General features: G+C 65.9%; 22 protein-coding genes, 1 other RNA gene and 1 pseudogene. 8 read left to right on the plus strand and 16 right to left on the minus strand.

All coding sequences use genetic code 11. From position 1 onward, the window contains the following. Positions 1-28: 28 nt before the first annotated feature. Positions 29-1,792 (minus strand): acetolactate synthase 3 large subunit, encoded by a 1,764-nt coding sequence (locus tag QO058_RS05505; RefSeq protein WP_284170898.1) that lies wholly within the window; start codon positions 1,790-1,792, stop codon positions 29-31. Positions 1,793-2,001: 209 nt separating this feature from the next. After that, the gene (gene miaA, locus QO058_RS05510; RefSeq protein ID WP_284170900.1) at positions 2,002-2,997 is read right to left on the minus strand and encodes a tRNA (adenosine(37)-N6)-dimethylallyltransferase MiaA; all 996 of its coding nucleotides are present in this window, start codon (positions 2,995-2,997) and stop codon (positions 2,002-2,004) included. On the opposite strand from miaA, the gene serB reads away from it, so the two are divergent. After that, positions 2,965-3,855, plus strand: coding sequence for a phosphoserine phosphatase SerB (gene serB / locus QO058_RS05515; protein WP_284170902.1), 891 nt, complete (start codon positions 2,965-2,967; stop codon positions 3,853-3,855). The genes miaA and serB overlap by 33 nt on opposite strands. Positions 3,856-3,858: 3 nt before the next feature. Here the strand turns inward: serB and QO058_RS05520 are convergent, their stop codons facing one another. From QO058_RS05520 to cyoA, 12 genes and pseudogenes are all read right to left on the minus strand, one after another. Continuing rightward, positions 3,859-4,200: a DHCW motif cupin fold protein gene (locus QO058_RS05520; RefSeq protein ID WP_284170904.1), complete on the minus strand. Its 342-nt coding sequence runs from the start codon at positions 4,198-4,200 to the stop codon at positions 3,859-3,861. 140 nt (positions 4,201-4,340) lie between these two features. Then, positions 4,341-5,876, minus strand: a complete 1,536-nt coding sequence (locus QO058_RS05525) for a Do family serine endopeptidase (protein WP_284170905.1) — start codon at positions 5,874-5,876, stop codon at positions 4,341-4,343. Positions 5,877-6,044: 168 nt separating this feature from the next. Further along, entirely contained in the window at positions 6,045-6,230 is a 186-nt protein-coding gene (locus QO058_RS05530; RefSeq protein WP_057190973.1) for a DUF2065 domain-containing protein, read from the minus strand. 20 nt (positions 6,231-6,250) lie between these two features. Further along, on the minus strand, positions 6,251-7,168 hold the full coding sequence (hflC, locus tag QO058_RS05535; protein ID WP_284170908.1) for a protease modulator HflC: 918 nt from the start codon (positions 7,166-7,168) through the stop codon (positions 6,251-6,253). Next, positions 7,165-8,336, minus strand: a pseudogene (gene hflK, locus QO058_RS05540) (FtsH protease activity modulator HflK). The gene hflC and the pseudogene hflK overlap by 4 nt, the downstream one beginning before the upstream one ends. 168 nt (positions 8,337-8,504) lie before the next feature. Next, positions 8,505-9,020: a dihydrofolate reductase gene (locus tag QO058_RS05545; protein WP_284170909.1), complete on the minus strand. Its 516-nt coding sequence runs from the start codon at positions 9,018-9,020 to the stop codon at positions 8,505-8,507. A gap of 3 nt (positions 9,021-9,023) precedes the next feature. Then, positions 9,024-9,506: a GNAT family N-acetyltransferase gene (locus QO058_RS05550; RefSeq protein WP_284170911.1), complete on the minus strand. Its 483-nt coding sequence runs from the start codon at positions 9,504-9,506 to the stop codon at positions 9,024-9,026. Between the two features lie 103 nt (positions 9,507-9,609). Then, complete coding sequence (locus QO058_RS05555) at positions 9,610-10,374, minus strand: SURF1 family protein (protein WP_284170914.1); 765 nt, start codon at positions 10,372-10,374, stop codon at positions 9,610-9,612. Between the two features lie 118 nt (positions 10,375-10,492). Further along, on the minus strand, positions 10,493-10,870 hold the full coding sequence (gene cyoD / locus QO058_RS05560) for a cytochrome o ubiquinol oxidase subunit IV (protein ID WP_284170915.1): 378 nt from the start codon (positions 10,868-10,870) through the stop codon (positions 10,493-10,495). Then, the gene (gene cyoC / locus QO058_RS05565) at positions 10,867-11,496 is read right to left on the minus strand and encodes a cytochrome o ubiquinol oxidase subunit III (protein WP_284170917.1); all 630 of its coding nucleotides are present in this window, start codon (positions 11,494-11,496) and stop codon (positions 10,867-10,869) included. Before cyoC ends, cyoD begins: the two co-directional genes overlap by 4 nt. Before the next feature lie 9 nt (positions 11,497-11,505). Beyond that, on the minus strand, positions 11,506-13,506 hold the full coding sequence (cyoB, locus tag QO058_RS05570; protein WP_284170919.1) for a cytochrome o ubiquinol oxidase subunit I: 2,001 nt from the start codon (positions 13,504-13,506) through the stop codon (positions 11,506-11,508). 29 nt (positions 13,507-13,535) lie between these two features. Then, complete coding sequence (gene cyoA, locus QO058_RS05575; protein WP_284170920.1) at positions 13,536-14,618, minus strand: ubiquinol oxidase subunit II; 1,083 nt, start codon at positions 14,616-14,618, stop codon at positions 13,536-13,538. A 183-nt stretch (positions 14,619-14,801) separates the two neighbouring features. On the opposite strand from cyoA, the gene QO058_RS05580 reads away from it, so the two are divergent. Beyond that, positions 14,802-16,127 carry an MFS transporter gene (locus QO058_RS05580; RefSeq protein WP_284170922.1) on the plus strand — a complete coding sequence of 442 codons (1,326 nt, stop codon included), beginning with the start codon at positions 14,802-14,804 and terminating at the stop codon, positions 16,125-16,127. Positions 16,128-16,183: 56 nt separating this feature from the next. Here QO058_RS05580 and thyA read toward each other — a convergent pair whose 3' ends face one another. Further along, positions 16,184-17,086: a thymidylate synthase gene (gene thyA, locus QO058_RS05585; RefSeq protein WP_284170924.1), complete on the minus strand. Its 903-nt coding sequence runs from the start codon at positions 17,084-17,086 to the stop codon at positions 16,184-16,186. Positions 17,087-17,320: 234 nt separating this feature from the next. Here thyA and QO058_RS05590 point away from each other — a divergent pair, with 234 nt between their 5' ends. From QO058_RS05590 to QO058_RS05615, 6 genes are all read left to right on the plus strand, one after another. Beyond that, the gene (locus tag QO058_RS05590; protein WP_284170925.1) at positions 17,321-17,617 is read left to right on the plus strand and encodes a PepSY domain-containing protein; all 297 of its coding nucleotides are present in this window, start codon (positions 17,321-17,323) and stop codon (positions 17,615-17,617) included. A gap of 93 nt (positions 17,618-17,710) precedes the next feature. Continuing rightward, positions 17,711-18,096, plus strand: a transfer-messenger RNA (tmRNA) gene (gene ssrA / locus QO058_RS05595). Between the two features lie 163 nt (positions 18,097-18,259). Then, positions 18,260-18,880 (plus strand): SspB family protein, encoded by a 621-nt coding sequence (locus tag QO058_RS05600; RefSeq protein ID WP_284170927.1) that lies wholly within the window; start codon positions 18,260-18,262, stop codon positions 18,878-18,880. 16 nt (positions 18,881-18,896) lie between these two features. Then, complete coding sequence (gene fumC, locus QO058_RS05605) at positions 18,897-20,291, plus strand: class II fumarate hydratase (protein WP_284170929.1); 1,395 nt, start codon at positions 18,897-18,899, stop codon at positions 20,289-20,291. A 7-nt stretch (positions 20,292-20,298) separates the two neighbouring features. Then, positions 20,299-20,499 (plus strand): DUF4169 family protein, encoded by a 201-nt coding sequence (locus tag QO058_RS05610; protein ID WP_284170931.1) that lies wholly within the window; start codon positions 20,299-20,301, stop codon positions 20,497-20,499. A gap of 10 nt (positions 20,500-20,509) precedes the next feature. Further along, complete coding sequence (locus QO058_RS05615) at positions 20,510-20,752, plus strand: ribbon-helix-helix domain-containing protein (protein WP_284170932.1); 243 nt, start codon at positions 20,510-20,512, stop codon at positions 20,750-20,752. On the opposite strand, the gene QO058_RS05620 is transcribed toward QO058_RS05615, so the two are convergent. Continuing rightward, positions 20,736-21,644, minus strand: a complete 909-nt coding sequence (locus QO058_RS05620; protein ID WP_284170933.1) for a LysR family transcriptional regulator ArgP — start codon at positions 21,642-21,644, stop codon at positions 20,736-20,738. The genes QO058_RS05615 and QO058_RS05620 overlap by 17 nt on opposite strands. Positions 21,645-21,676: the final 32 nt, after the last annotated feature.

A 21,676-nucleotide genomic window follows, 5' to 3' on the forward strand; every position in this document is an offset into this window, starting at 1 on the left:
GGTCAGGCCCGAGCATGACGGTGCCCAATCAAACCAGCTGCTTGCCCTTGGCGTCGATGATCTCGCCGGTATCGCCCTCGAAATCGGGCAGGATCATCTCGTTATGCGCCTTGCCCGACGGGATCATCGGGAAGCAGTTCTCTTCCTTCGCCACCAGGCAGTCGAAGATCACTGGGCCCGGCGTTTCGATCATCTCCATGATGGCGCGGTCGAGATCGGCCGGATCGGAGCAGCGGATGCCGTGGCCGCCATAGGCCTCCGCCAATTTGACGAAGTCCGGCAGCGAGGCCGAGTAGCTCTCCGAATAGCGCCCGCCATGCAGCAGTTCCTGCCATTGGCGCACCATGCCCATGTACTCGTTGTTGAGGATGAAGACCTTGACCGGCAGCCGGTACTGCACCGCCGTCGACATCTCCTGCATGTTCATCAGGATCGAAGCCTCGCCGGCGACGTCGATAACGAGCGCGTCGCGGTGCTTCATCTGCACGCCGATCGCCGCCGGCAGGCCGTAACCCATCGTCCCCAGGCCGCCCGACGTCATCCAGCGGTTCGGTTCCTGGAAGCGCAGATACTGCGCCGCCCACATCTGGTGCTGGCCGACTTCGGTGGTGAAGTAGGTGTTGCGGTCCTTGGTCAGTTCATAGAGCCTCTCGAGCGCATATTGCGGCTTGATCACCGAGCCGGACTGCTTGTAGCCGAGGCTGTTCCGCGCCCGCCAACCATCGATCTGCGTCCACCAGGCGGTGAGCGCGGTCTTGTCGATCTGCGGCGAGGTCTCGCGCCAGATCCGGACCATGTCCTCGAGCACATGGGCGCAGTCGCCGATGATGCCGATGTCGACCTTGACGTTCTTGTTGATCGAGGACGGGTCGATGTCGATGTGGATCTTCTTCGAGTGCGGCGAAAAGGCATCGAGCCGGCCGGTGATCCGGTCGTCGAAGCGCGCACCGATATTGATCATGACGTCACAGTCATGCATCGCCAGATTCGCCTCGTAGGTGCCGTGCATGCCGAGCATGCCCAGCCACTGCCTGTCGGCGGCCGGGAAGGCGCCGAGCCCCATCAGGGTCGAGGTCACCGGATAGCCGGTCAGCCGCGCCAGTTCCCGCAGCAGCGCCGAGGCATGCGGGCCGGCGTTGATGACGCCGCCGCCGGTGTAGAACACCGGCTTCTTCGCCTTGGCGATCAACTCGACCGCGGCCTTGATCTTGTTGAGGTCGCCCTTGACCACCGGCCGATAGGTCTTGTGCTGGTTGTCGCGCGGGCGGCTATAGGCGCCGGTCGCGAACTGGATGTCCTTGGGCACGTCGATCACGACCGGTCCGGGACGGCCATTGGCCGCGACATAGAAGGCCTCGTGCAGAACGCGCGGCAGATCGGCGATGCTCTTCACCAGGTAGTTGTGCTTGGTGCAGGAGCGGGTGATGCCGACCGTGTCGCATTCCTGGAAGGCGTCCGAGCCGATCAGATGCGTCGGGACCTGGCCGGTGATGACGACGAGCGGGATCGAGTCGAGCAGCGCGTCGGTCAGGCCGGTGACGGCATTGGTCGCGCCGGGGCCGGAGGTGACGAGCACGCAGCCGACCTTGCCCGGCGCCGAGCGGGCATAGCCCTCGGCGGCGTGGACGGCGCCCTGCTCGTGGCGGACGAGCACGTGCTTGACCTTGTCCTGCTGGAAGATCGCGTCGTAGATCGGCAGTACGGCGCCGCCGGGATAGCCGAAGAGATGCTCCACGCCCTGGTCCTGGAGGGCGCGAACGACCATCTCGGCGCCGGTCATCATCTCGCTCATAACGGTCTCCTACGGAGGTCTGTCTGTCGGTGTCGGTCGGAAAAAGGCAATAAAAAAGGCCCTCGAGGGGCCTGGGCGTGCGCTGGCGTCGGGGACGCCCGGTTGTTAAACCGGCCCCTACCAGCGCACCTGTACGATAATAAGCTTGCGCATGTCGCAGCCCTGTCGAAGCGAAAGTTGCCGGACGCTAAACGAGCAGCGCCGCATGGTCAAGCGGGATTAGAGCCGGCAATCCAGGCGCCCCCGGAGCAGGCAGACAGCGCCACATCCAGCGCCGCCTCCGGCGACGCCGCCGTCCAGCCTTCCATCTGGTGGCGGAACCAGGTCACCTGCCGCTTCGCGTAGGCGCGGGTATCGGCCTTGCCGCGTGCGACTGCCTCGTCCAGCGAAAGCCGGCCGTCGAGATAGGCGATCAACCCCGGCACGCCATGGGCACGCATCACCGGCAGCAGCGGATCGAGCCTCCGCTCGCGCAAGACCGCGACCTCGTCGAGCGCGCCTTGCGCCATCATCGCATCGAAGCGCCGGTCGATCCGGGTGCGCACCAGCTCCCGCTCCGGCGCGAGGAACAGCTTGAGCAGGTCCTGTCCCGACAATGGCCCCGGCCGCCTCGAACCCTGGAAGCTCGCCAGCGATCGGCCTGTCGCCTGCAACACCTCCAGCGCCCGCATCACCCGCAGCCGATCGCTCGGCCGCAGGCGTGCCGCCATCTCCGAATCCTTTAGGGCAAGCTCGGCATGCAGCTCGCCGGTCTCGCGCTCCGCCGCCCAGGCTCGAAACTCTGCACGGACTTCGTCCGGCACCGGCGGGATCTCAGAAAGCCCCTCGGTCAGCGCCTTGAAGTAGAGCCCGGTGCCGCCGACCAGCACCGGCAGGGCACCCTGACCTGCGAGTTCCTGCAGCAGCGCCGTGACCTCCGCCGCATAGGCCGCGGCCGAATGGTTCACCGCGCCATCGATGTGCCCATAGAGCCGGTGCGGGACCTCGCCCATCTCCGCCGGCGTCGGCCGCGCCGTGATGACCTGGAGGTCGCGATAGACCTGCATCGAGTCCGTATTGACCACGACGCCGCCGAAACGGCGCGCCAGCGCGACGGCAAGCGCCGACTTGCCGCTCGCGGTCGGACCTGCGATGAGCACCGCGCTGTATTTCACTTCGCTTCCGGCTCCTTCATGACGCTCGTCGCCACCTTCGTCTCCGCCCATGGTCAGGCCCTGCTGGGCGATGCGCTGCTCGCCCGCCTGCGCGCTGCCGCGCCCGCTCCGGCGACGGTCGAGCGCCTCGACGGCGAGATCGCGGCCGACCTCTTCGCGGAAGCGGACGATGCGCGCAAGCTCGAAGCGGCGCTGCGGCTGGCGCTCGATGGCGCCCTGGTCGACATCATCGTCCAGCCCGCTGCGACGCGCCGCAAGCGCCTGTTCCTCGCCGACATGGATTCCACCATGATCGGCCAGGAATGCATCGACGAGCTCGCCGCCTATGTCGGCCTGAAAGAGAAGGTTTCCGGCATCACTGAACGCGCCATGCGCGGCGAGCTCGAATTCGAGCCGGCATTGCGCGAGCGCGTCGCGCTGCTGAAAGGGATCGCGCTCGGCGTCGTCGACGAGATCATCGCCAAGAGCATCACGCTGACACCGGGCGGCAGCGCTCTGGTGCGCACCATGCGGGCCCATGGCGGCTACACGGCCCTGGTCTCGGGCGGCTTCACCGTTTTCACCGGCCCGATCAGCCGGACGATCGGCTTCGACGAGCACCGCTCCAATATCCTGCTCGGCGAAGGCGCCCTGCTCTCGGGGCTGGTCGCCGAGCCGATCCTCGGCAAGCAGGCCAAGCTCGATACGCTGGTCGAGTTGCGCACCCGTTTCGGCCTGCCGGACGAGGCGACGCTCGCCGTCGGTGACGGCGCCAACGATCTCGCCATGCTGGGCGAGGCCGGGCTCGGCGTCGCCTATCGCGCCAAGCCGGCGGTCGCAGCCGCGGCCGATGCCCGCCTCGACCATGCCGACCTCACCGCTTTGCTCTACGCGCAGGGCTATCGCGGCGACGAGATCGTCAGGTCCTGAAACTCAATCGACGATGAAAAGCCGCGCGCCCTTTGGCGCGCGCGAGCGGTGCGGCTCCGCATTGTCGGCGACCTGATAGCTCATGCCAGCCCGCAGCAGCATGACCCGGCCATCTGCCAGCGTCGTCTCGAGCTCGCCGTCGAGGCAGAGCAGGATGTGCCCCTTCTCGCACCAGTGGTCCGAGACATAGCCCGCCGAGTACTCGACCATCCTGACGCGGATCGGATTCTCCGCCGGTCCGAAGCGCCGAGTGCGCCAGGTCGCCTCGCCCTCCTCTCCGGGGAAATGCTCCGGCTCGACGGAAGACCAGTCGGTCGTGCCGAAGGGAATGTCGCTGATCCGCATGGGACGCCTCTTTGATTGGGTCCGGAACCATGTCGGAGCCGTGACCGCGGTTCCAACGCAAAAACCTGATGACCCCGATCAGCGACAACAAAAAGGCGGCCCGGAAGCCGCCTTTTCGTTGATCCATCGATGAGGAGCGGTCAGCTCATCGTCACCGCGACGAAGCGGACTTCGCCCTGGGCGTTCGAGACCAGCAGCAGGGCCGACTTCTTGCCCTCCTTCTTCAGGGCATCGAGCCGCTTGGTGACGTCCTCGGGCGAGTTCACCGCCTCCTGGCCGACCTCGACCACGAGCTCGCCGACGAGGATGCGCTTGTCGGCGGCGTTCGAGTTGCTGTCGACCTTGGTGATGACGACGCCCTTCAGCCCGTCCTTGATCGAGTAGCGCTTGCGCAGCTCCTCGTTCTGGGCCGAGAATTCGAGACCGAGCGCCGAGGCGGTCGCCGGCTTGGCAGCTTCGCCCGACGGCTTGTTGGCTGAGGCCTGCTGGACCTTCTCGCCATCCTCGAGCCGGGCGAGCTTGACCGTCTTGGCGAGCTCCTTGCCCTTGCGCATGACCTGAATCGGCACGTCCTTGCCAACTGGAGTGGCGGCGACGATGCGCGGCAGCTCGCGCGAATCCTTCACGTCCTTGCCGTCGAACTTGACGATCACGTCGCCGATCTCGAGGCCGGCCGGCTTGGCCGGGCCCTTCTCGTCGATGCCGGCAATCAGCGCGCCGCGCGCCGTGCCGAGGCCGAGCGCCTCCGCTGTGGCGTCATCGACGTTCTGGATGCGGACGCCGAGCCAGCCGCGGCGGGTCTCGCCGAATTCCTTGAGCTGATCGACGACGTTGGTCGCCAGCGAGGACGGTACGGCAAAGCCGATGCCGACCGAGCCGCCGGTCGGCGACAGGATCGCGGTGTTGATGCCGATCACCTCGCCGGCCATGTTGAACAGCGGACCGCCCGAATTGCCCTTGTTGATGGCCGCATCGGTCTGGATGTAGGTGTCGTAGGGACCCTGGTTGATGTCGCGGTTGCGGGCCGAGACGATACCCGACGAGACCGAGCCGCCGAGGCCGAACGGGTTGCCGATTGCCATGACGGGATCGCCGATGCGCGCCTTGTCGGAGTCGCCGAACCTCACGAAGGGCAGCGGCTTGTCGTGCTTCACCCGCAACACGGCCAGGTCGACCTTGGTGTCCTTGCCGACGACCTCGGCCTTGAGGCGCAGGCCATCACTGAACACCACAGTGATCTCGTTGGCATCGCCGATGACGTGGTTGTTGGTCACCACGAGGCCCGACGCGTCGATCACGAAGCCCGAGCCGGCTGATTGCGACCGGCGCTGCTGGGGTGTCTGCGGCGGCTGGTTCTGACCCTGTTCGCCGCCACGGCCGCGGCGGTTGAAGAATTCCTCGAACAGGTCGCCGAACGGGGTGTCGGGGCCGAGCTGCGGCAGTTGCGGCAGGTTGCGGCCGCGGGTCTCGCTGGTCGTCACCGCGGCGATGTTGACCACCGCCGGCATCACCCGCTCGGCAAGATCGGCCAGCGAGATGGTGGTGCCATGGACCTGCGGCACGGCCTGGACCGGCCCAGGTGTCGCCTGGCCGAACGCGGGCACCGTCGCGAAGGCCATGCCGGCGACAGCCGCGACCCGCGCCAGACGGTAGGCATGGGAATGTGTGAGTGCCATCGATGTCCTCATGATCATGAGATGTCGCGCCAAGTGATCGGCCTTGACGGCATTGCAGCGCAGCCGGAATCCGAACGCAACTTAAGAACGCCAAAATGCGGCGGAAGGGCGACGCAAGATTGCGTCATAACGCCGTGATCGTCCGAAAAATGGCTTTGAGGCGCCTGGTCAGCTTCTGGCCAGCCAGACCAGACCGACGCCGACGACGGCCGAGACGATGCCGATCAGGCGCATTCGCTCGGCGGGAGTCTCGGAGGCGCTGCGCAGCGCCTCCTTGGCGATCTCGGGGATAGAGGCGAAAAGCAATCCCTCGATGGCGAAGACCAGACCGAGCGCCGCGAGGAAATCTGTCATACGCAGCGCTCGGTCATGGATCAGGGCTTGGGCGCGGCCGGGGCCGCATCGGTTGCCGCGCCGGAGCGTTTGCCGGACGGATCGTTGAAGAAGCGGAAGAACGGCGAGTCCGGCGTCAGCAGCATGCGCGTATCGCCGGACTTCAGGCTGGCTTCATAGGCCTGCATCGAGCGGTAGAAGGCGAAGAACTCCGCATCTTTGCCGAAGCCCTCGGCAAAGATGCGATTGCGCTCGCCCTCGCCCTGGCCGCGGATCTCGTCGGATTTCCGCTGCGCCTCGGCGACGATGATGATCGCGTCACGCTCGGCCTTCGCCCGGATCTCCTGCGACTGCTGGCCGCCGAGCGCGCGCGCTTCCGCCGCCTCGCGTTGGCGTTCGGTCTGCATGCGCTGGAACACCGCCTGCGAGTTGGCTGCCGGCAGGTCGACACGGCGCAACCGGACGTCGACCACGGTCATGCCGAAGCGAGCAGCCTCGCGATTCACGTCGTCGCGGATGCGGTTCATCAGCCGCGACCGATCGTTACGCACCATCGACGTGAACGTCGCCTCGGCGAGAACCGAGCGGACATTACCGTTGACGACCGAAGCGAGCTGCGAATTCGCCCGCGGGATGTTGTTGACCGCCTGGTAGAAGCGCAGCGGATCGGAGATGCGGTAGCGCGTGAAAGCGTCGATCACGAGCCGCTTCTGATCCGAGGCGATGATCTCCTGCGCCGGCAGGTCGAGGTCGAGGATGCGGTTGTCGAGGAAGACCACCTGCTCGAACGGTGCCGGCAGCTTGAGGTAGAGGCCCGGCGTCGTGGTGACGGTGCGCACCGCGCCGAAGCGCAGCACGATGGCGGAGTCGGTCTGCCTGACGACGAAGGTGCAGGCATAGAAGACGACAGCGGCGATGGCGATGATCGCCAGCAGGCCGACGCGAAGGATGCCGTTCATCGAACCGCTCCCTGCTGAGCCTGGCCAGCCGGCCGGCGCTGCTGCCCGAGCTCGCCGAGCGGCAGGTAGGGCACGACACCGTTGCCGGAGCCGTTCTGGTCGAGGATCACCTTATCCATGCCACCGAAGACGCGTTCCATGGTTTCGAGGAAGAGCCGCTCGCGCGTGACGGCGGGCGCGAGCTTGTACTGCTCATAGACCGAGTTGAAGCGGCTGATCTGGCCGAGCGCCTCGTTGACGGTCTGGTCCTTGAAGGCTTCGGCCGACTGGATGAGCTGCGCCGACCGGCCGCGCGATTCCGGCACGACGCGGTTGGCATAGGTCTCCGCCTCGTTGCGCAGGCGTTCCTGGTCGGCGCGCGCCGCCTGGACGTCGCGGAACGCGTCGATGACCTGCTGCGGCGGATCGACCTTCTGCAACTGCACCAGCCGGATCTGCACGCCGGCACGGTAGGTGTTGAGCGTGTCCTGCATCAGCTGGCGCACTTCGGTCTCGATCGCGGCACGATCGGTCGTCAGCACCGGCTGGATGTTGCGCCGGCCGATGATCTCGCGCATCGCGCTCTCGGCGACGGCTTTCACCGTGCCCGGCGGGTCCTGGATGTTGAAGACATAGTTCTCGGGCGCGGCCGGATCGATCTGCCACTGCACGATCACGTCGATGTCGACGATGTTCTCGTCGCCGGTCAGCATCAGGCTTTCCTCGGCGACATCGGTCTGGCGCGAGGCCCGTACCGACTCGACCGTCCGGAAGCCGACCTCGGTGGTGATGACGTTCGTCACCTGCGGCTTGACCACGCTGCCGATCGGATAGGGCCAGTTGTAGTTGAGGCCTTCGCCGGTCTTGCCGATAAACTTCCCGAAGCGGAGATTGAGGCCGACCTCGTTCGGACGAACGATGTACCAGCCCGTCATGAACCAGACGAAGATCAACAGCAGGACGCCGATGACCAGGCCCCGCCCCCGAGATTGCCGCCCGGCAGGAAATTCTTGAGCCGGTCCTGACCGCGCCGGATGATCTCCTCGAGATCGGGCGGTGTGTTGCCGCCCGAAGGCCCGCCGCCGCCCCAGGGGCCGCCACCATTGCCGCCGCCACCGCGCTGGCCCCAGGGGCCGCCACCGCCGCCGCTGCTGCCGCCGCTCCCACCGCTCTGGTTACTCCAAGGCATGCCTCAGCCGTTCCTCACTCTTTGCTTCGACCGTGCATAGCTGAACGGCAGAACGCTGTCAGCGCCAGACGGCGCAATGCGCGTTGAATTGGGCATCGGCCACGGATTCGTCAACGACGCAAGCCCCTTTGGTCGTAGACCCTTCGTCGCAGCTCCCCATTCGGCGGCTCAGGAGGCCCGCTCGAAGGTCGCGAACGCGAAGGAAAATTCGTCATCCGCACCGGCCGGATGCTCGCTGCGGACGCTCTCGCGGAAGGCCGCACGGTCGAAGTCCGGGAACACCGCATCGCCCTCCGGACGAGCGTGGACGAAGGTCAATTCCAGCCGATCCGCGATCGGCAGCGCCTGGGCATAGACCTCACCGCCACCCGCGACGATGATAGCGCGCGCCCCCATCGCCTTGCCGAGCCCCTGCGACGTTGCGAGCGCCTGATCGAGCGAGGGCACGACATAGACGCCGTCCGGCCCGAAGGCCGGATCGCGCGAGAGCACGACGGTCTGGCGCCCCGGCAGCGGCTTGCCGATCGACAGGTAGGTCTTGCGCCCCATGATGATGGGGCAGCCCATTGTCAGCTCACGGAACCGGCGCAGATCGGTCTTCAGCCGCCAGATCAGCTGATTGTCGCGGCCGATCACGCCGTTTTCGGCGATCGCCGCGATCAGGACGACTGGTAGGTTCGCCACGGCTCAGCCTCCAATCGCGAGCTTGCGCAGCGCCTCGCCGTCGACCCGTTTCACGGTCCACTCGCTTTGCGCCACCGCGCCGATCGAGCGGTAGAACACCCGCGACGGCTCGTTCCAGTTCAGCACCCACCAAGCGAAACGCGACAGCCCCTCGTCAAGGCAGCGCTTCGCCAGGCGCACCATCAGCCCCTTGCCGATACCGCGGCCGCGGTGCTCCGGCCGGACATAGAGGTCCTCGAGCCAGATGCCGTGGCGACCGGTGAAGGTCGAATAGGTGTAGAACCAGATCGCGAATCCCGCCGGGGCGCCGTCCCATTCGGCAATGTCGCAGAACACCTTAGGCTCCGGACCGAAAAGAGCCGCAGCCATATCGGCCTCGTTGGCCTCGACCTCATGCAGCAGCTTCTCGTACTCCGCGAGTTCGCGCACGAAGCCGAGCACGAGCCCGGCCTCATCGGGCCGCGCAGGGCGGATCGTCAGCGTCATACGGCATCTCCGACTATAGCGACGCGGCCGATGGAATCGGCGCGAACAACGAGCACGCATACATCATGACCGGGGCTCCCACATATGGGCTCACGCATCCCCGTCAGCTCTCGGACGGCTCCTCCGACCTGCCCCTGATCAGATAGGCTGCCGCTCCCGCGCTCATCAGCGCGAGGCAAAGCCACGTCAGCGCATAGACCAGATGCGTATTGCGGAAGCTGACCTGGGTCAGGCCGCCCTGCGGCAGCGGGCCTGGTTCGGTGGCCGCGTCGGTATCGACGAAATAGGGCGCGACCTGCCCGAGCTGCCGTGCCTGCGCGATCACTGCCACATCACGTGAATACCAGCGGCCCGCAATGGCATCGTTGGCGCGCAGGAAGCCACCACCGGGCTCGCTCAGCCGCAGCAGTCCGACCACCCTCGCCTCTTCGCCAACGACCTTGCGTCTTTCATCAAGCCCGCGCTTGCCTTCCGGCACGAAGCCGCGATTGACGAGCACGGTGAAGCCGGCATCCGCTCGGAACGGCGCCAGCACCCAAAAACCGGGACCGCGCTCCGTCACCGCCATCGTCAGCGTCTCCGGTGCATCGAGATAGCGCCCTTGCAGGATGACGCGGCGATATTCGTCCGCTGGAATGGTGACCCCGTCCCATTGCGCTGGCCCTGGCGCAGCGACCGGCGGGGCCTTGAGACGCTGCTCGACACGGGCGATCAGGTCGAGCTTCCAGCTCCGCCGCTGGACCTGCCAGATGCCGAGGCCGGCGAAGACCAGGGTGGCGAGGCAGAGCCCGGCGATGAAGATGACCCGTGCGACACCGCCGTGTCGCCGCTTCTGAAAACTCTCACAGCCCTCATCCTGAGGAGCCATTCCATCAGGAATGGCGTCTCGAAGGATGCTCCAGGAGGCTCCGGAACCAACTGGAGCATCCTTCGAGACGGCCCTGCGGGCCTCCTCAGGATGAGGGTTGAGAGGTGCCAAACGGCTCTCACATCTTGTGCAGGTCGGGCATCATGTTGGCGTTGAGGTGGAACATCACCCAGAGCGAGCCCGTGAGCGCGATCGCCACGATGATGATCGTGAAGATCAGCGCCATCATCGACCAGCCGCCTTCCGAGCGGCCGTTCATGTGGAGGAAGTAGACCATGTGGACGACGATCTGCGCGGCGGCGAAAAGCATGATCACGATCGCGGTCAGCGTCGAGTTCGCCAGCACGTCGTTCATGACGAGCCAGAACGGGATCGCGGTCAGGACCACGGAGAGCAGGAAGCCGGTGACGTAGCCGCGCAGGCTGCCATGGGACGCGCCGTGGGAGTCGTGCCCGTCCTGGTGGTTGTCGTGGACCTCGGCGTGGTTCTGGCTCATTTCAGCACGCCCATCAGGTAGACGAAGGTGAAGACGCCGATCCAGACGACGTCGAGGAAGTGCCAGAACATGGAGAGGCACATGAGGCGACGCCGGTTGGCCTCGATCAGCCCGTGCTTCGACACCTGCGTCATCAGGATCGCGAGCCAGATCAGGCCGAAGGTGACGTGCAGCCCGTGCGTGCCGACCAGGGTGAAGAAGGATGACAGGAAGGCGCTGCGCATCGGCGTCGCGCCCTCGTGGATCAGGTGCGCGAACTCGTAGAGTTCGATCCCGAGGAAGGCGAGGCCGAAGAGCGCCGTGACGACGAGCCAGCCCTGCATCGCCGCCTGCCGGCCCTTATCCATCGCCAGCATCGCGAAGCCGTAGGTGATCGAGGAGAACAGCAGCATGGCGGTGTTGACCGCCACCAGCTTCAGGTCGAACAGGTCGGCGCCAGACGGCCCGGCAGCATAGTTGCGCCCGAGCACGCCATAGGTCGCGAAGAGGACCGCGAAGACCAGGCAGTCGCTCATCAGATAGAGCCAGAAGCCGAGCATCGTCGAGCCGCCGGGGTGCGCGTGCTCCTCCTCAGTGACGTAGAACGCCGGAACGCCGTTCGCGGTCTGCGCTGTCGCCTTAGCCATCATCACCCCTCAGGCCCGGCCCAGAAGCTGGGTGCGCGCATCTTCCGCCTGCACGACCTCATCGGCCGGAATGTGGAAGTCGCGGTCGTAGTTGAAGGTGTGGATGATCACGGCCGCGATCACGCTGACGAAGGAGAGCGCCGCCAGCCACCAGATGTACCAGATCAGTGCGAAGCCGCAGATCGTCGCCAGCCCGGCGATGATCAGGCCGGCGCCGGTATTCCTCGGCATGTGGATCGGCCGATAGCCCGTGAGTGGGCGCTGGTAGCCGCGCTTCTTCATGTCGGCCCAGGTGTCGAGGTCATGCACGATAGGCGTGAAGGCGAAGTTGTAGGCCGGCGGCGGCGAGGAGGTCGACCATTCCAGCGTGCGCCCCTCCCACGGGTCGCCGGTCGTGTCGCGCAATTGCTCGCGGCGCAGGATGCTGACGCCGATCTGGATCAGGAAGCACAGGATGCCGAGCGCGATCAGCACCGCGCCGAACGCCGCGATCACGAACCAGATCTGCAGCGAGGGATCCTCGAAGCGGCTGAGGCGCCGCGTCACGCCCATCAGGCCGAGGATGTAGAGCGGCATGAAAGCGACGTAGAAGCCGATCACCCAGAACCAGAACGAGAGATGCCCCCAGAACGGGTCGAGCTTGAAGCCGAAGGCCTTGGGGAACCAGTAGGCGATGCCGGCGAAGACGCCGAAGACCACGCCACCGATGATGACGTTATGGAAATGGGCGATCAGGAACAGGCTGTTGTGCAGCACGAAGTCGGCCGGCGGCACCGCGAGCATGACCCCGGTCATGCCGCCGATGACGAAGGTGATCATGAAGGCGAGGAGCCACATCATCGGCAGCTCGAAGCGGATGCGGCCGCGATACATCGTGAACAGCCAGTTGAAGATCTTCGCGCCCGTCGGGATCGAGATGATCATCGTCGTGATGCCGAAGAACGAGTTCACGCTGGCGCCCGAGCCCATCGTGAAGAAGTGGTGCAGCCAGACCAGGTAGGACAGGATGGTGATGACAACCGTCGCATAGACCATCGAGGCGTAGCCGAAGAGGCGCTTGCCGCAGAAGGTCGAGGCAACCTCGGAATAGACACCGAAGAGCGGCAGGATCAGGATGTAGACCTCCGGGTGGCCCCAGATCCAGATCAGGTTCACGTACATCATCGGGTTGCCGCCGAGATCGTTCGTGAAGAAGTTGGTGCCGACATAGCGATCGAGCGTCAGCAGCGCGAGCGTCGCCGCCAGGATCGGGAAGGTCGCGACAATCAGGACGTTGGTGCACAGCGACGTCCAGGTGAAGATCGGCATCTTCATCAGGTCCATGCCGGGCGCGCGCATCTTGACGATGGTCGCGATCAGGTTGACCCCGGACAGGGTCGTGCCGATGCCCGCGATCTGCAGCGCCCAGAGGTAGTAGTCCATACCCACCCCGGGCGAGTAGGCGGCCCCCGACAGCGGCGGATAGGCGAGCCAGCCCACCTTGGCGAACTCGCCGATGAAGAGCGAGGCCATCACCAGAACGGCGCCGCCGACCGTCATCCAGAAGCTGAAATTGTTGAGGAAGGGGAAGGCGACGTCGCGCGCGCCGATCTGCAGCGGCACGACATAGTTCATCAGCCCCGTGACGAACGGCATCGCCACGAAGAAGATCATGATCACGCCATGGGCGGTGAAGATCTGGTCGTAATGGTGCGGCGGCAGATAGCCCTCATTGCCGGCGAAGGCGATAGCCTGCTGGCCGCGCATCATCAGCGCATCGGCGAAGCCGCGCAGCAGCATGATCACGCCGAGGATCATGTACATGATCCCGATCTTCTTGTGGTCCACGCTGGTGAACCATTCGTGCCAGAGATAGCCCCAGAGCTTGAGCCGGGTAACCAGCGCGACGAGCGCGAGCCCGCCGAGGATGACCGCCGCGAAAGTCACGATCAGGATCGGCTCGTGATAGGGGATCGCTTCGAGGGTGAAGCGTCCGAAGAGCAGCTTCCACCAGTCCGGATAAGAGGTCATCGGTCCCCCGGCTCGCCGGCGTGGTCAGGTTAATTGAAGGCGCGGGCTGGCATGCCCGCAGCGCCATAGACGTCGGTCGGCGTGCAGATCGCCGTCACGAACGGGCGCGGCGGCAGCGGTTGCCCGCCACGGCGCACGCTCTTGTCGTATTCGAGCGCGACGACGGTATGGATGCCCTCCTTGCCGCCGCCGCCCTTGGCGTCCATCGCCATCATGTCGCGCATGCACATCTTGGCGCGGTCGACGCACATGTTGAGGACGGCGGTGAAGAGATCCGACGGAATGTCGCGGAAATAGCGGACCGGCTCGCGCTCGCTCGGCCGTTCCAGCACGAGATATTCGTCGCGCCCGAGCGTGCTGCCGCCCCGGATCGCGTCCTGCACCCACTCCCCGAAAGCCTTGTCGTCGACCCCGCGGAAGCGGAAGCGCATGTCGGAGAAGCCGGCACCGCTGTAATTGGCGGAGAAACCCTCGAACTCGCCGGGGCGATTGATCACGGCGTTGAGCTTGGTCTGCATGCCCGGCATGGCGTAGATCTGGCCGGCGAGCGCCGGGATGAAGAGCGAGTTCATCACCGAGGACGAGGTGATGCGAAACTCGATCGGCTGGTCGACCGGCGCCACCACCTCGTTCAGTGAGGCGATGCCCTGCGCCGGGTAGAGGAAGAGCCATTTCCAGTCGAGCGCCACGACCTGGATCACCAGCGGCTGCTTCCTGATCCCGGTACTACCTGCTCTCGCTTCGACCACCGGCTTGCCGGCGGCGATGCGGTTGAGCGGGCGATAGGGATCGAGCAGATGCGTGCCCATCCAGGTCATCGCGCCCAGGACGACGATGATCAGCAGCGGCACCGACCAGATCACCACCTCAAGCGGCAGCGAATGGTTCCACTCCGGATGATAGGTTGCCTTGGCCGAGGCGCGGTAGCGCCAGGCGAAGAAGATCGTCAGCGCCATCACCGGGATGATGACGAGCAGCATCAGCGCCACGGAGGCGAGCATGAGGTTGCGTTGCTGCAACGCAACATCGCCCGATGGCGAGAGCAGCACCATCTGGCACCCGCCAAGCAGGGCGAGGATCGGTAGAACCGTTAAAAGTCGAAAGATCCGCAAGAGACTTAAGACCTCCCTATCGGGGAACAGCCGTTGTCTATGTCCATTCTTTCGCACCGCACATAAGACAATCTGTCTCATTGCGGCAGTTTGACGGGTCGCTTCTATCCACCGTATCCATTTGCACGAGGCGCGGGCAAGCCCGGTTCTCCGGTACGCCCGCCAGCTTAGGAATTCGCGGTCATGAGCGCTGACGCGGCGAGCCATTCATCGGGGCACCTGACGGACGAGCACGGGCGCGACCATGTCAGCCCCGCCGACATCGCGCTGGGCGTCATCATTGGGCGGACGTCGGAATATTTCGACTTCTTCGTCTTCGGCCTCGGCTGCGTGCTGGTCTTCCCCGAGCTGGTCTTCCCCTTCGTCGACCGGCTCACCGGCACGCTCTACAGCTTCGGCATCTTCGCGCTCGCCTTCGTCACGCGCCCGATCGGCTCCGTGCTGTTCTTCTCGATCGACCGCAACTACGGCCGGGCGACCAAGCTCACCGTCGCGCTCTTCCTCCTCGGCGGCTCGACCGCCGCCATCGCCTTCCTGCCGGGCTATGCGACCATCGGCATCTGGTCCTGCGTCATCCTCGCCGCTTTCCGCCTGCTGCAGGGCATCGCGCTCGGCGGCGCCTGGGACGGCCTGTCCTCGCTCCTGGCGCTCAACGCTCCCGCCAACCGGCGCGGCTGGTACACCATGCTGCCGCAGCTTGGCGCCCCGTTCGGCTTCATCCTCGCCGCCGGGCTCTTCGCCTATTTCGAGGGCGCGCTCTCGAAGGAGGATTTCCTCGGCTGGGGCTGGCGTTATCCCTTCTTCGTCGCGCTGACGATCAACGTCGTGGCGCTGTTCGCCCGTCTGCGCATGGTCGCGACCCATGAATTCGCGGAGCTGATGGAAACGCGCGAACTCGTGCCGATGCCGGTATCGGAGCTGATCCGCGCCCATGGCCGCACGATCGTCCTCGGCGCCTTTGTGCCGCTGGCGAGCTTTGCGCTCTTCCACCTCGTCACCATCTTCCCGGTCAGCTGGATCAATCTCTTCACCGATCGCTCGGTCGCGGAGTTCCTGCTGGTGCAGGCGGCAGGTGGCGTGGTCGGCGCCGGTGCGATCGTCACCTCCGGCCTGGTCGCCGACCAGATCGGGCGCCGCAACACGCTGCTGCTCTCCGGTGGAATGATCGCGCTCTTCAGCCTGTCGAGCATCGTCGCCCCGCTGCTCTTCGGCGACAGCTTGGCCGGGCAGACGATCTATGTGATCATCGGCTTCGGGCTGCTTGGCCTCGCCTATGGCCAGACCGCCGGCGCGGTCGCGAGCAGCTTTGGCACGCAATACCGCTACACCGGCGCGGCGCTGACTTCCGACCTCGCCTGGCTGCTCGGCGCAGGCTTCGCGCCATTGGTGGCGCTGACGGTGTCGAGCACGTTCGGCCTCGCCTGGGTCGGCATCTACCTGCTCTCCGGCGCAATCTGCACGCTGGCAGCGCTGGCGATCGATCGGCGCTCGGAAGCACGCTACGAGTGACGCAGCCGCATCGCGATCAATGCTGCTGCCGGCATCGGGGCAGCAGAGTCGTCTGATCAGACCGCGACGTCGGCCTTGATGGCGGCGTGGGGCGAATAGCCCTCCACCTCGAAGTCCTCGATCCGGTAGTCGTCGATGCTGGCGGCCTGGCGGGTCAGCCGCATCGTCGGGAACGGGCGCGGTTCCCGTTCCAACTGTCCCTGCGCCTGCTCGAGATGGTTGAGGTACAGGTGAACGTCGCCACCGAACCAGACGAGGTCGCCCGGCTGCAAACCGGCCTGCTGGGCGATCATCAGCTGCAGCGCCGTCGCACCGACCCAGTTGAAGGGAACCCCGAGCAGCAGGTCGGCCGAGCGCTGGTAGCAGAGTGAATTGAGGCGGCCGTCGCTGGTCACGTGATACTGGTAGACCATGTGGCAAGGTGGCAGCGCCATCGAGCTCAGCTCCGGCACGTTCCAGGCATGGAAGAGCATGCGCCGGCTGGTCGGATTGTTGCGCAGCGTCCTGATCAGATCGGCGATCTGGTCGTGCTCGCGCCCGTCGGCGCCAAGCCAGCGCCGCCATTGCTTGCCATAGACCGGGCCGAGATCGCCCCAGCGAGCGGCGAAGCCGTCATCCTCGGCGATGCGCCGCTCGAAATCCGTCTGCGAGATGTCCTCGCCGGTTTCGCGGCGATAGGTCGCGAGCGGCCAGTCGGTCCAGATCCGCACATTCTCGCGGACCAGCGGCTGGATATTGGTCTGGCCGGTCAGGAACCACAGCATCTCCTTCACCGCGATCTTCCAGTAGACGCGCTTGGTGGTGAGGATCGGCGCCGTGCCGTCCGAAAGATCGAAGCGGGCCATGGCTCCGAAGATGGAACGCGTGCCGACCCCGGTCCGGTCGATCCTCTCGTCACCGCGGCTCAACACCTCATCGACGAGGTCGAGATATTGCTGCTCTGGATGCCTGCGGACCACTTCCGCCTCCACGATTCCGGCTCTGTCGGCGCAGCTTCTCCCACAGCTCTCACGATAATGACAGGGATCGTGAACAGCCAGGATATTGCAATGCCGCGAGGCCGCCCCAATCTGAATGCCTGATGAACAGAAGGGGCGCTTCGGGTTTGCGCTTGGGGCATCGGACGAAGGTGGCTTCCGGTTTCCGGAACGATCCGATGCTCCATCAAAAGCCCGGCTGATGAGGACCGTATCATGACCAGACTATCCATGCTGGCCGCACTGCTTCTGGCAGTGGGCCTGGCAGGGCAGGCTTCGGCTTCGGCCTGGGCCGAGAGCAAACCCCATAGCCCGGCGGCCGCCACCGCGCCGAGGATCAGCGAGGCGCAAGCCCGCTCCATCGCCTTCAGACATGGCCTCGTCCATATCGAGGAAATCGCCCTCGCCGACTGGCGCTGGGAGATCGCCGGGCGCGCCCAGGGCGGCGTCGAGGTGACTCTCGACCTCAACGCCTATGACGGCTCGGTGATCGGCGGCGCGGCAGCGCCCTGATCGCATCTTTTGTTCGGAAACGGCGCAGGCTGTGGGGCTCTCCCTGTGGTTTCTGCGCCGCCTCCGCAGAAATTAGCCGGGACGGCGTTCTGCTCTCTTTCCCCGCGCGCACTCAGTCCCTATATTCCGCTTGCCGTCCGCAAGGTCGGCTATGGCGATAAACGGACGTCGGAATAAGCCTTTCGGACCCGGGGGCGGTACCCGGCGCCTCCACCACAGCCCTGCGGCGCGAGCGGCAGGGACTTGCAGCCTCCAGGCTGCAGGGCTGCGGCGGGGGCGAAATAGGATCGACGAGGGTGTAAAGGTCGTTCTTTTGCTCGGCATGGTTCCGCCGTTATCGGGCCAAAAGCATAGTTGCCAACGACAACAATGCTCGGGTTGCTGTCGCCGCGTAAGCGGTGCTGGTTCCCAAACCAAAGCCCTTGCGTTTAGCCGCGTAAGGCGGGGCTCGGAGGCGCCTGGCAACAGAAGCCTCCACTTTTCTGCCTGGACCTGCGAAGCAGTATCGGGCAGCGGAAGCAGCTGGCCTCTTTTGCATGAGAGGCGCTCTAAACTAATGGAATTGGTCACGTTTTTTCGTTTCGGGGCGCTTCCCTCCGGTCGCGGCGTGATCTAGAGGAGCGGAAACGGAATCCGGACGCGATGACCAAGGATATTCTCCGCTACGACCTGATGGTGCAGGACGCGCTCAAGGGAGTCGTCCGCAAGATCCTGTCCGAGGCGGGCCGCGACGGGCTCCCGGGCGACCATCATTTCTACATCACCTTCCGGACGACCGCGCCCGGCGTGCGGCTCTCGCAGCGCCTGCGCGAGAAGCATCCGGACGAGATGACGATCGTGCTCCAGCACCAGTTCTGGGACCTGAACGTCAGCGATCACGCCTTCGAGGTCGGTCTCTCTTTCTCCGGCGTGCCGGAGCGGCTGCTGATCCCCTATGACGCGATCACCACCTTCTTCGATCCGTCGGTCCAGTTCGGCCTGAAATTCGAGACGCAGGACGCAGCCGGCGAAGCGCCCGCAAGCGAGGCGCCCGCACCGGTAAAGGGCCCGCGTGGCGCTGGCTCCGAGCCGAGCGTCGCGTCAGCTACGCCGCTTGCCCTCCCGGCCAAGGCGCCGGCAAAGGCGCTGCCCGCCGCCAGGTCGAAGGCCGCCGAAACGGACGAGGCCGGCAAGCCCGACACCCCGGCCGACCAGGAAACGGCCGAGGCGGAGGAAGGCGGCGCGCAGGTTGTCAGCCTCGACGCCTTCCGCAAGAAGACCTGAGACCTAAGGACTCCCTATGACCGGATTCCGCAGCGAGACCGATTCCTTCGGTCCGATCGATGTCGCCGCCGACCGCTATTGGGCGGCGCAGACGCAGCGCTCGCTGCAGAACTTCAAGATCGGTGGGCCGGCCGAGCGCATGCCGCTGCCGCTGGTGCATGCGCTGGTCCTGGTCAAGAAGGCCGCCGCCACGGTCAATGCGAAGCTCGGCCTGCTCGACGGCAAGGTGGAGACCGCGATCGTCCAGGCTGCCGACGAGGCGCTCACCGGCAAATTCGACGAGCATTTCCCGCTCGTCGTCTGGCAGACCGGCTCCGGCACCCAGTCAAACATGAACGTCAACGAGGTGCTGGCCAACCGCGCCAACGAGATCCTCGGTGCCGGCCTCGGCAAGAAGAGCCCGGTCCACGCCAACGACCACGTCAACAAGGGTCAGTCCTCGAACGACAGCTTCCCGACCGCGATCCATATCGCCGCCGCCCTCGCCGTCTCGCAGGAGCTTCTGCCCGCGCTCGGCCGGCTGAAGGATGCCTTCGCCGCCAAGGCCGCGGCCTACGCCGACCTCGTCAAGATCGGCCGTACCCATCTCCAGGACGCGACCCCGGTCACGCTCGGGCAGGAATTCTCCGGCTATGTCGCGCAGATCGAGCTCGGCATGGCCCGCATCGAGCAGACCCTGCCCGGCCTTCTGGCGCTCGCCCAGGGCGGCACCGCGGTCGGCACCGGCCTCAATGCCCATCCCGATTTCGCCAAGGCCTTCTCGGCCGAGGTCGCCAAGCTGACCAGCCTGCCCTTCCGCACCGCCGACAACCTGTTCGAGGCGCTCGCCAGCCACGGCGCCATCTCCTACAGCCACGGCGCGCTGACCGCGCTCGCCATGGACCTGTTCAAGATCGCCAACGACATCCGCCTGATGGGCTCAGGCCCCCGCTCTGGTCTGGGCGAGATCAGCCTGCCGGAGAACGAGCCGGGTTCCTCGATCATGCCGGGCAAGGTCAACCCGACCCAGGCCGAAGCGCTGACCATGGTCGCGACCCGCGTGCACGGCAATCAGGCGACCGTCGCCTTCGCCGCCAGCCAGGGCCATTTCGAGCTCAACGTCTTCAAGCCGGTGATCGCGCAGGCCTTCCTGCAATCGACCCGGCTGCTGGCGGATGCCGCCGAGAGCTTCCGCACCAATTGCGTCGAGGGCATCGAGCCCAATCGCGAGCGCCTAGCTGAGCTGCTCTCCCGTTCGCTGATGCTGGTCACCGCGCTGGCCCCCGCGATCGGCTATGACAAGGCCGCCAGCATCGCCAAGGCCGCCCATCACAACGGCACCACCCTGCGCGAGGAAGCGCTGAAGGCCGGCGTCGACGCCGAGCTCTTCGACAAGACCGTCGTCGCCGAAGATATGCTCAGCCCAGGTTGAGGCGGCCATGGCCGAAATCGTCAATCTCCGCCGCGCCCGCAAGGCCCGCGACCGGGCGAGCGCCGAAGCGCAGGCTGCGCAGAACCGGATCGAGTTCGGCCGGACCAAGGCCGAGCGCAAGCTGACCGAGGCGGAGAAGGCGCAGGCGGAACGCCGCCTCGAAGGCCATCGCCTCTCCGGCGAGCCCGACGGCAAGGACGAGGCGTGAGCGGCAAGACATGAGCGGCCTGCGCAAGCGCTCCCTAGCCATCGCCGGCCATCGCACCAGCGTCTCGCTCGAAGAGCCCTTCTGGGAGGCGCTGAAGGAGATCGCGGCCGCCGAGAAGCGGCCGATCGCCAGCCTGGTGGTGGAGGTCGATTCCGGCCGGGGCGAACTCAACCTCTCCTCGGCACTTCGCCTGCGCGTACTCGCCCATTATCGCGGGCGTGCCGAAACGGTGAAGGTCACTCCCGCGGATTGACGAGCAGGCGTCGCGCCGTCTCGACGACCGCGCGCGTCAGATCCGTCAGCCGCTCGGCCGCAATCCGGTTGACCTGCCAGAACAGCGGTATGTCCAGCGCCGTGCCGGGCATGAGCTCGCAGAGTCGCCCGGCGGCGATATGGTCCCTCACCAGCAGTTCGGGATTGGCGCACCAGCCGATGCCGAGCAGGCTCGCCTCGACGAAGCCTTGCGTCGACGGCACCCAATGCACGGGATGGCCGGGGCTTTCACCGAAGGCAGCTTCCATCCACTGGCTCTGCAGCCGGTCCTTCTGGTTGAAGACTAGCGACGGCGCCTGCGCCAGCGCGGATAGCGTCACACCTTCGGCGAAATGGCGCATCATGAATTGCGGGCTCGCCGTCGCAAGATAACGGAGCGAGCCGAGCGGGATCACGCGGCAGCCTTGGACGGACTTCTCCAGCGCCGTCACGGCGGCGAGCACCCGCCCCTGCCGCAGCCACTCGGCCGTATGCTCTTGATCGTCGACGGCGATGTCGAGCAGATGCGGGCTGCGCTTCGTGAAAGCTGCGACGGCGCCAAGGAACCAGGTTCCGAGGCTGTCGGCATTGGTGGCGATCCGCAGGGTGACGCGCTGCTGCGGCAGGTCCGGCTCGGCCAGGGCCGGCAGCCGCGTCATCAGTTCGCCTTCGAGCAGGCCGACCTGCTCGATATGGCGACAGAGCCATTCGCCCCGCTCGGTCGCCGTGCAGGGCTGCCCCCGGATGATCAGCACCGTCCCCAGCCGCTCCTCGAGCTGCTTGACCCGCTGCGAGACCGCCGAGGGCGTGACGTTCAGTGCCTGCGCCGCCTTGTCGAAACTGCCGGTCCTGACCACGAGCGAGACGGCTTGCAACGCGGGATAGTCAAGCATCACATTAGCTCTGCTTAATCGGAATAACGATA

It is taken from the genome of Bosea vestrisii (assembly GCF_030144325.1).
Lineage (GTDB): Bacteria > Pseudomonadota > Alphaproteobacteria > Rhizobiales > Beijerinckiaceae > Allobosea > Allobosea vestrisii_A.

Bases quoted from the DNA above. Each gene is read 5' to 3' on its own strand.
- cyoC (WP_284170917.1), bottom strand. From the start codon at position 11,496: ATGGCTAAGGCGACAGCGCAGACCGCGAACGGCGTTCCGGCGTTCTAC.
- QO058_RS05555 (WP_284170914.1), bottom strand. From the start codon at position 10,374: ATGGCTCCTCAGGATGAGGGCTGTGAGAGTTTTCAGAAGCGGCGACAC.
- cyoB (WP_284170919.1), bottom strand. From the start codon at position 13,506: ATGACCTCTTATCCGGACTGGTGGAAGCTGCTCTTCGGACGCTTCACC.
- cyoD (WP_284170915.1), bottom strand. From the start codon at position 10,870: ATGAGCCAGAACCACGCCGAGGTCCACGACAACCACCAGGACGGGCAC.
- QO058_RS05530 (WP_057190973.1), bottom strand. From the start codon at position 6,230: ATGACAGATTTCCTCGCGGCGCTCGGTCTGGTCTTCGCCATCGAGGGA.
- QO058_RS05620 (WP_284170933.1), bottom strand. From the start codon at position 21,644: ATGCTTGACTATCCCGCGTTGCAAGCCGTCTCGCTCGTGGTCAGGACC.
- QO058_RS05590 (WP_284170925.1), top strand. From the start codon at position 17,321: ATGACCAGACTATCCATGCTGGCCGCACTGCTTCTGGCAGTGGGCCTG.
- QO058_RS05550 (WP_284170911.1), bottom strand. From the start codon at position 9,506: ATGACGCTGACGATCCGCCCTGCGCGGCCCGATGAGGCCGGGCTCGTG.
- QO058_RS05600 (WP_284170927.1), top strand. From the start codon at position 18,260: ATGACCAAGGATATTCTCCGCTACGACCTGATGGTGCAGGACGCGCTC.
- serB (WP_284170902.1), top strand. From the start codon at position 2,965: ATGACGCTCGTCGCCACCTTCGTCTCCGCCCATGGTCAGGCCCTGCTG.
- QO058_RS05615 (WP_284170932.1), top strand. From the start codon at position 20,510: ATGAGCGGCCTGCGCAAGCGCTCCCTAGCCATCGCCGGCCATCGCACC.
- hflC (WP_284170908.1), bottom strand. From the start codon at position 7,168: ATGAACGGCATCCTTCGCGTCGGCCTGCTGGCGATCATCGCCATCGCC.
- QO058_RS05525 (WP_284170905.1), bottom strand. From the start codon at position 5,876: ATGGCACTCACACATTCCCATGCCTACCGTCTGGCGCGGGTCGCGGCT.
- miaA (WP_284170900.1), bottom strand. From the start codon at position 2,997: ATGGGCGGAGACGAAGGTGGCGACGAGCGTCATGAAGGAGCCGGAAGC.
- QO058_RS05580 (WP_284170922.1), top strand. From the start codon at position 14,802: ATGAGCGCTGACGCGGCGAGCCATTCATCGGGGCACCTGACGGACGAG.
- QO058_RS05505 (WP_284170898.1), bottom strand. From the start codon at position 1,792: ATGAGCGAGATGATGACCGGCGCCGAGATGGTCGTTCGCGCCCTCCAG.
- fumC (WP_284170929.1), top strand. From the start codon at position 18,897: ATGACCGGATTCCGCAGCGAGACCGATTCCTTCGGTCCGATCGATGTC.
- QO058_RS05610 (WP_284170931.1), top strand. From the start codon at position 20,299: ATGGCCGAAATCGTCAATCTCCGCCGCGCCCGCAAGGCCCGCGACCGG.
- QO058_RS05520 (WP_284170904.1), bottom strand. From the start codon at position 4,200: ATGCGGATCAGCGACATTCCCTTCGGCACGACCGACTGGTCTTCCGTC.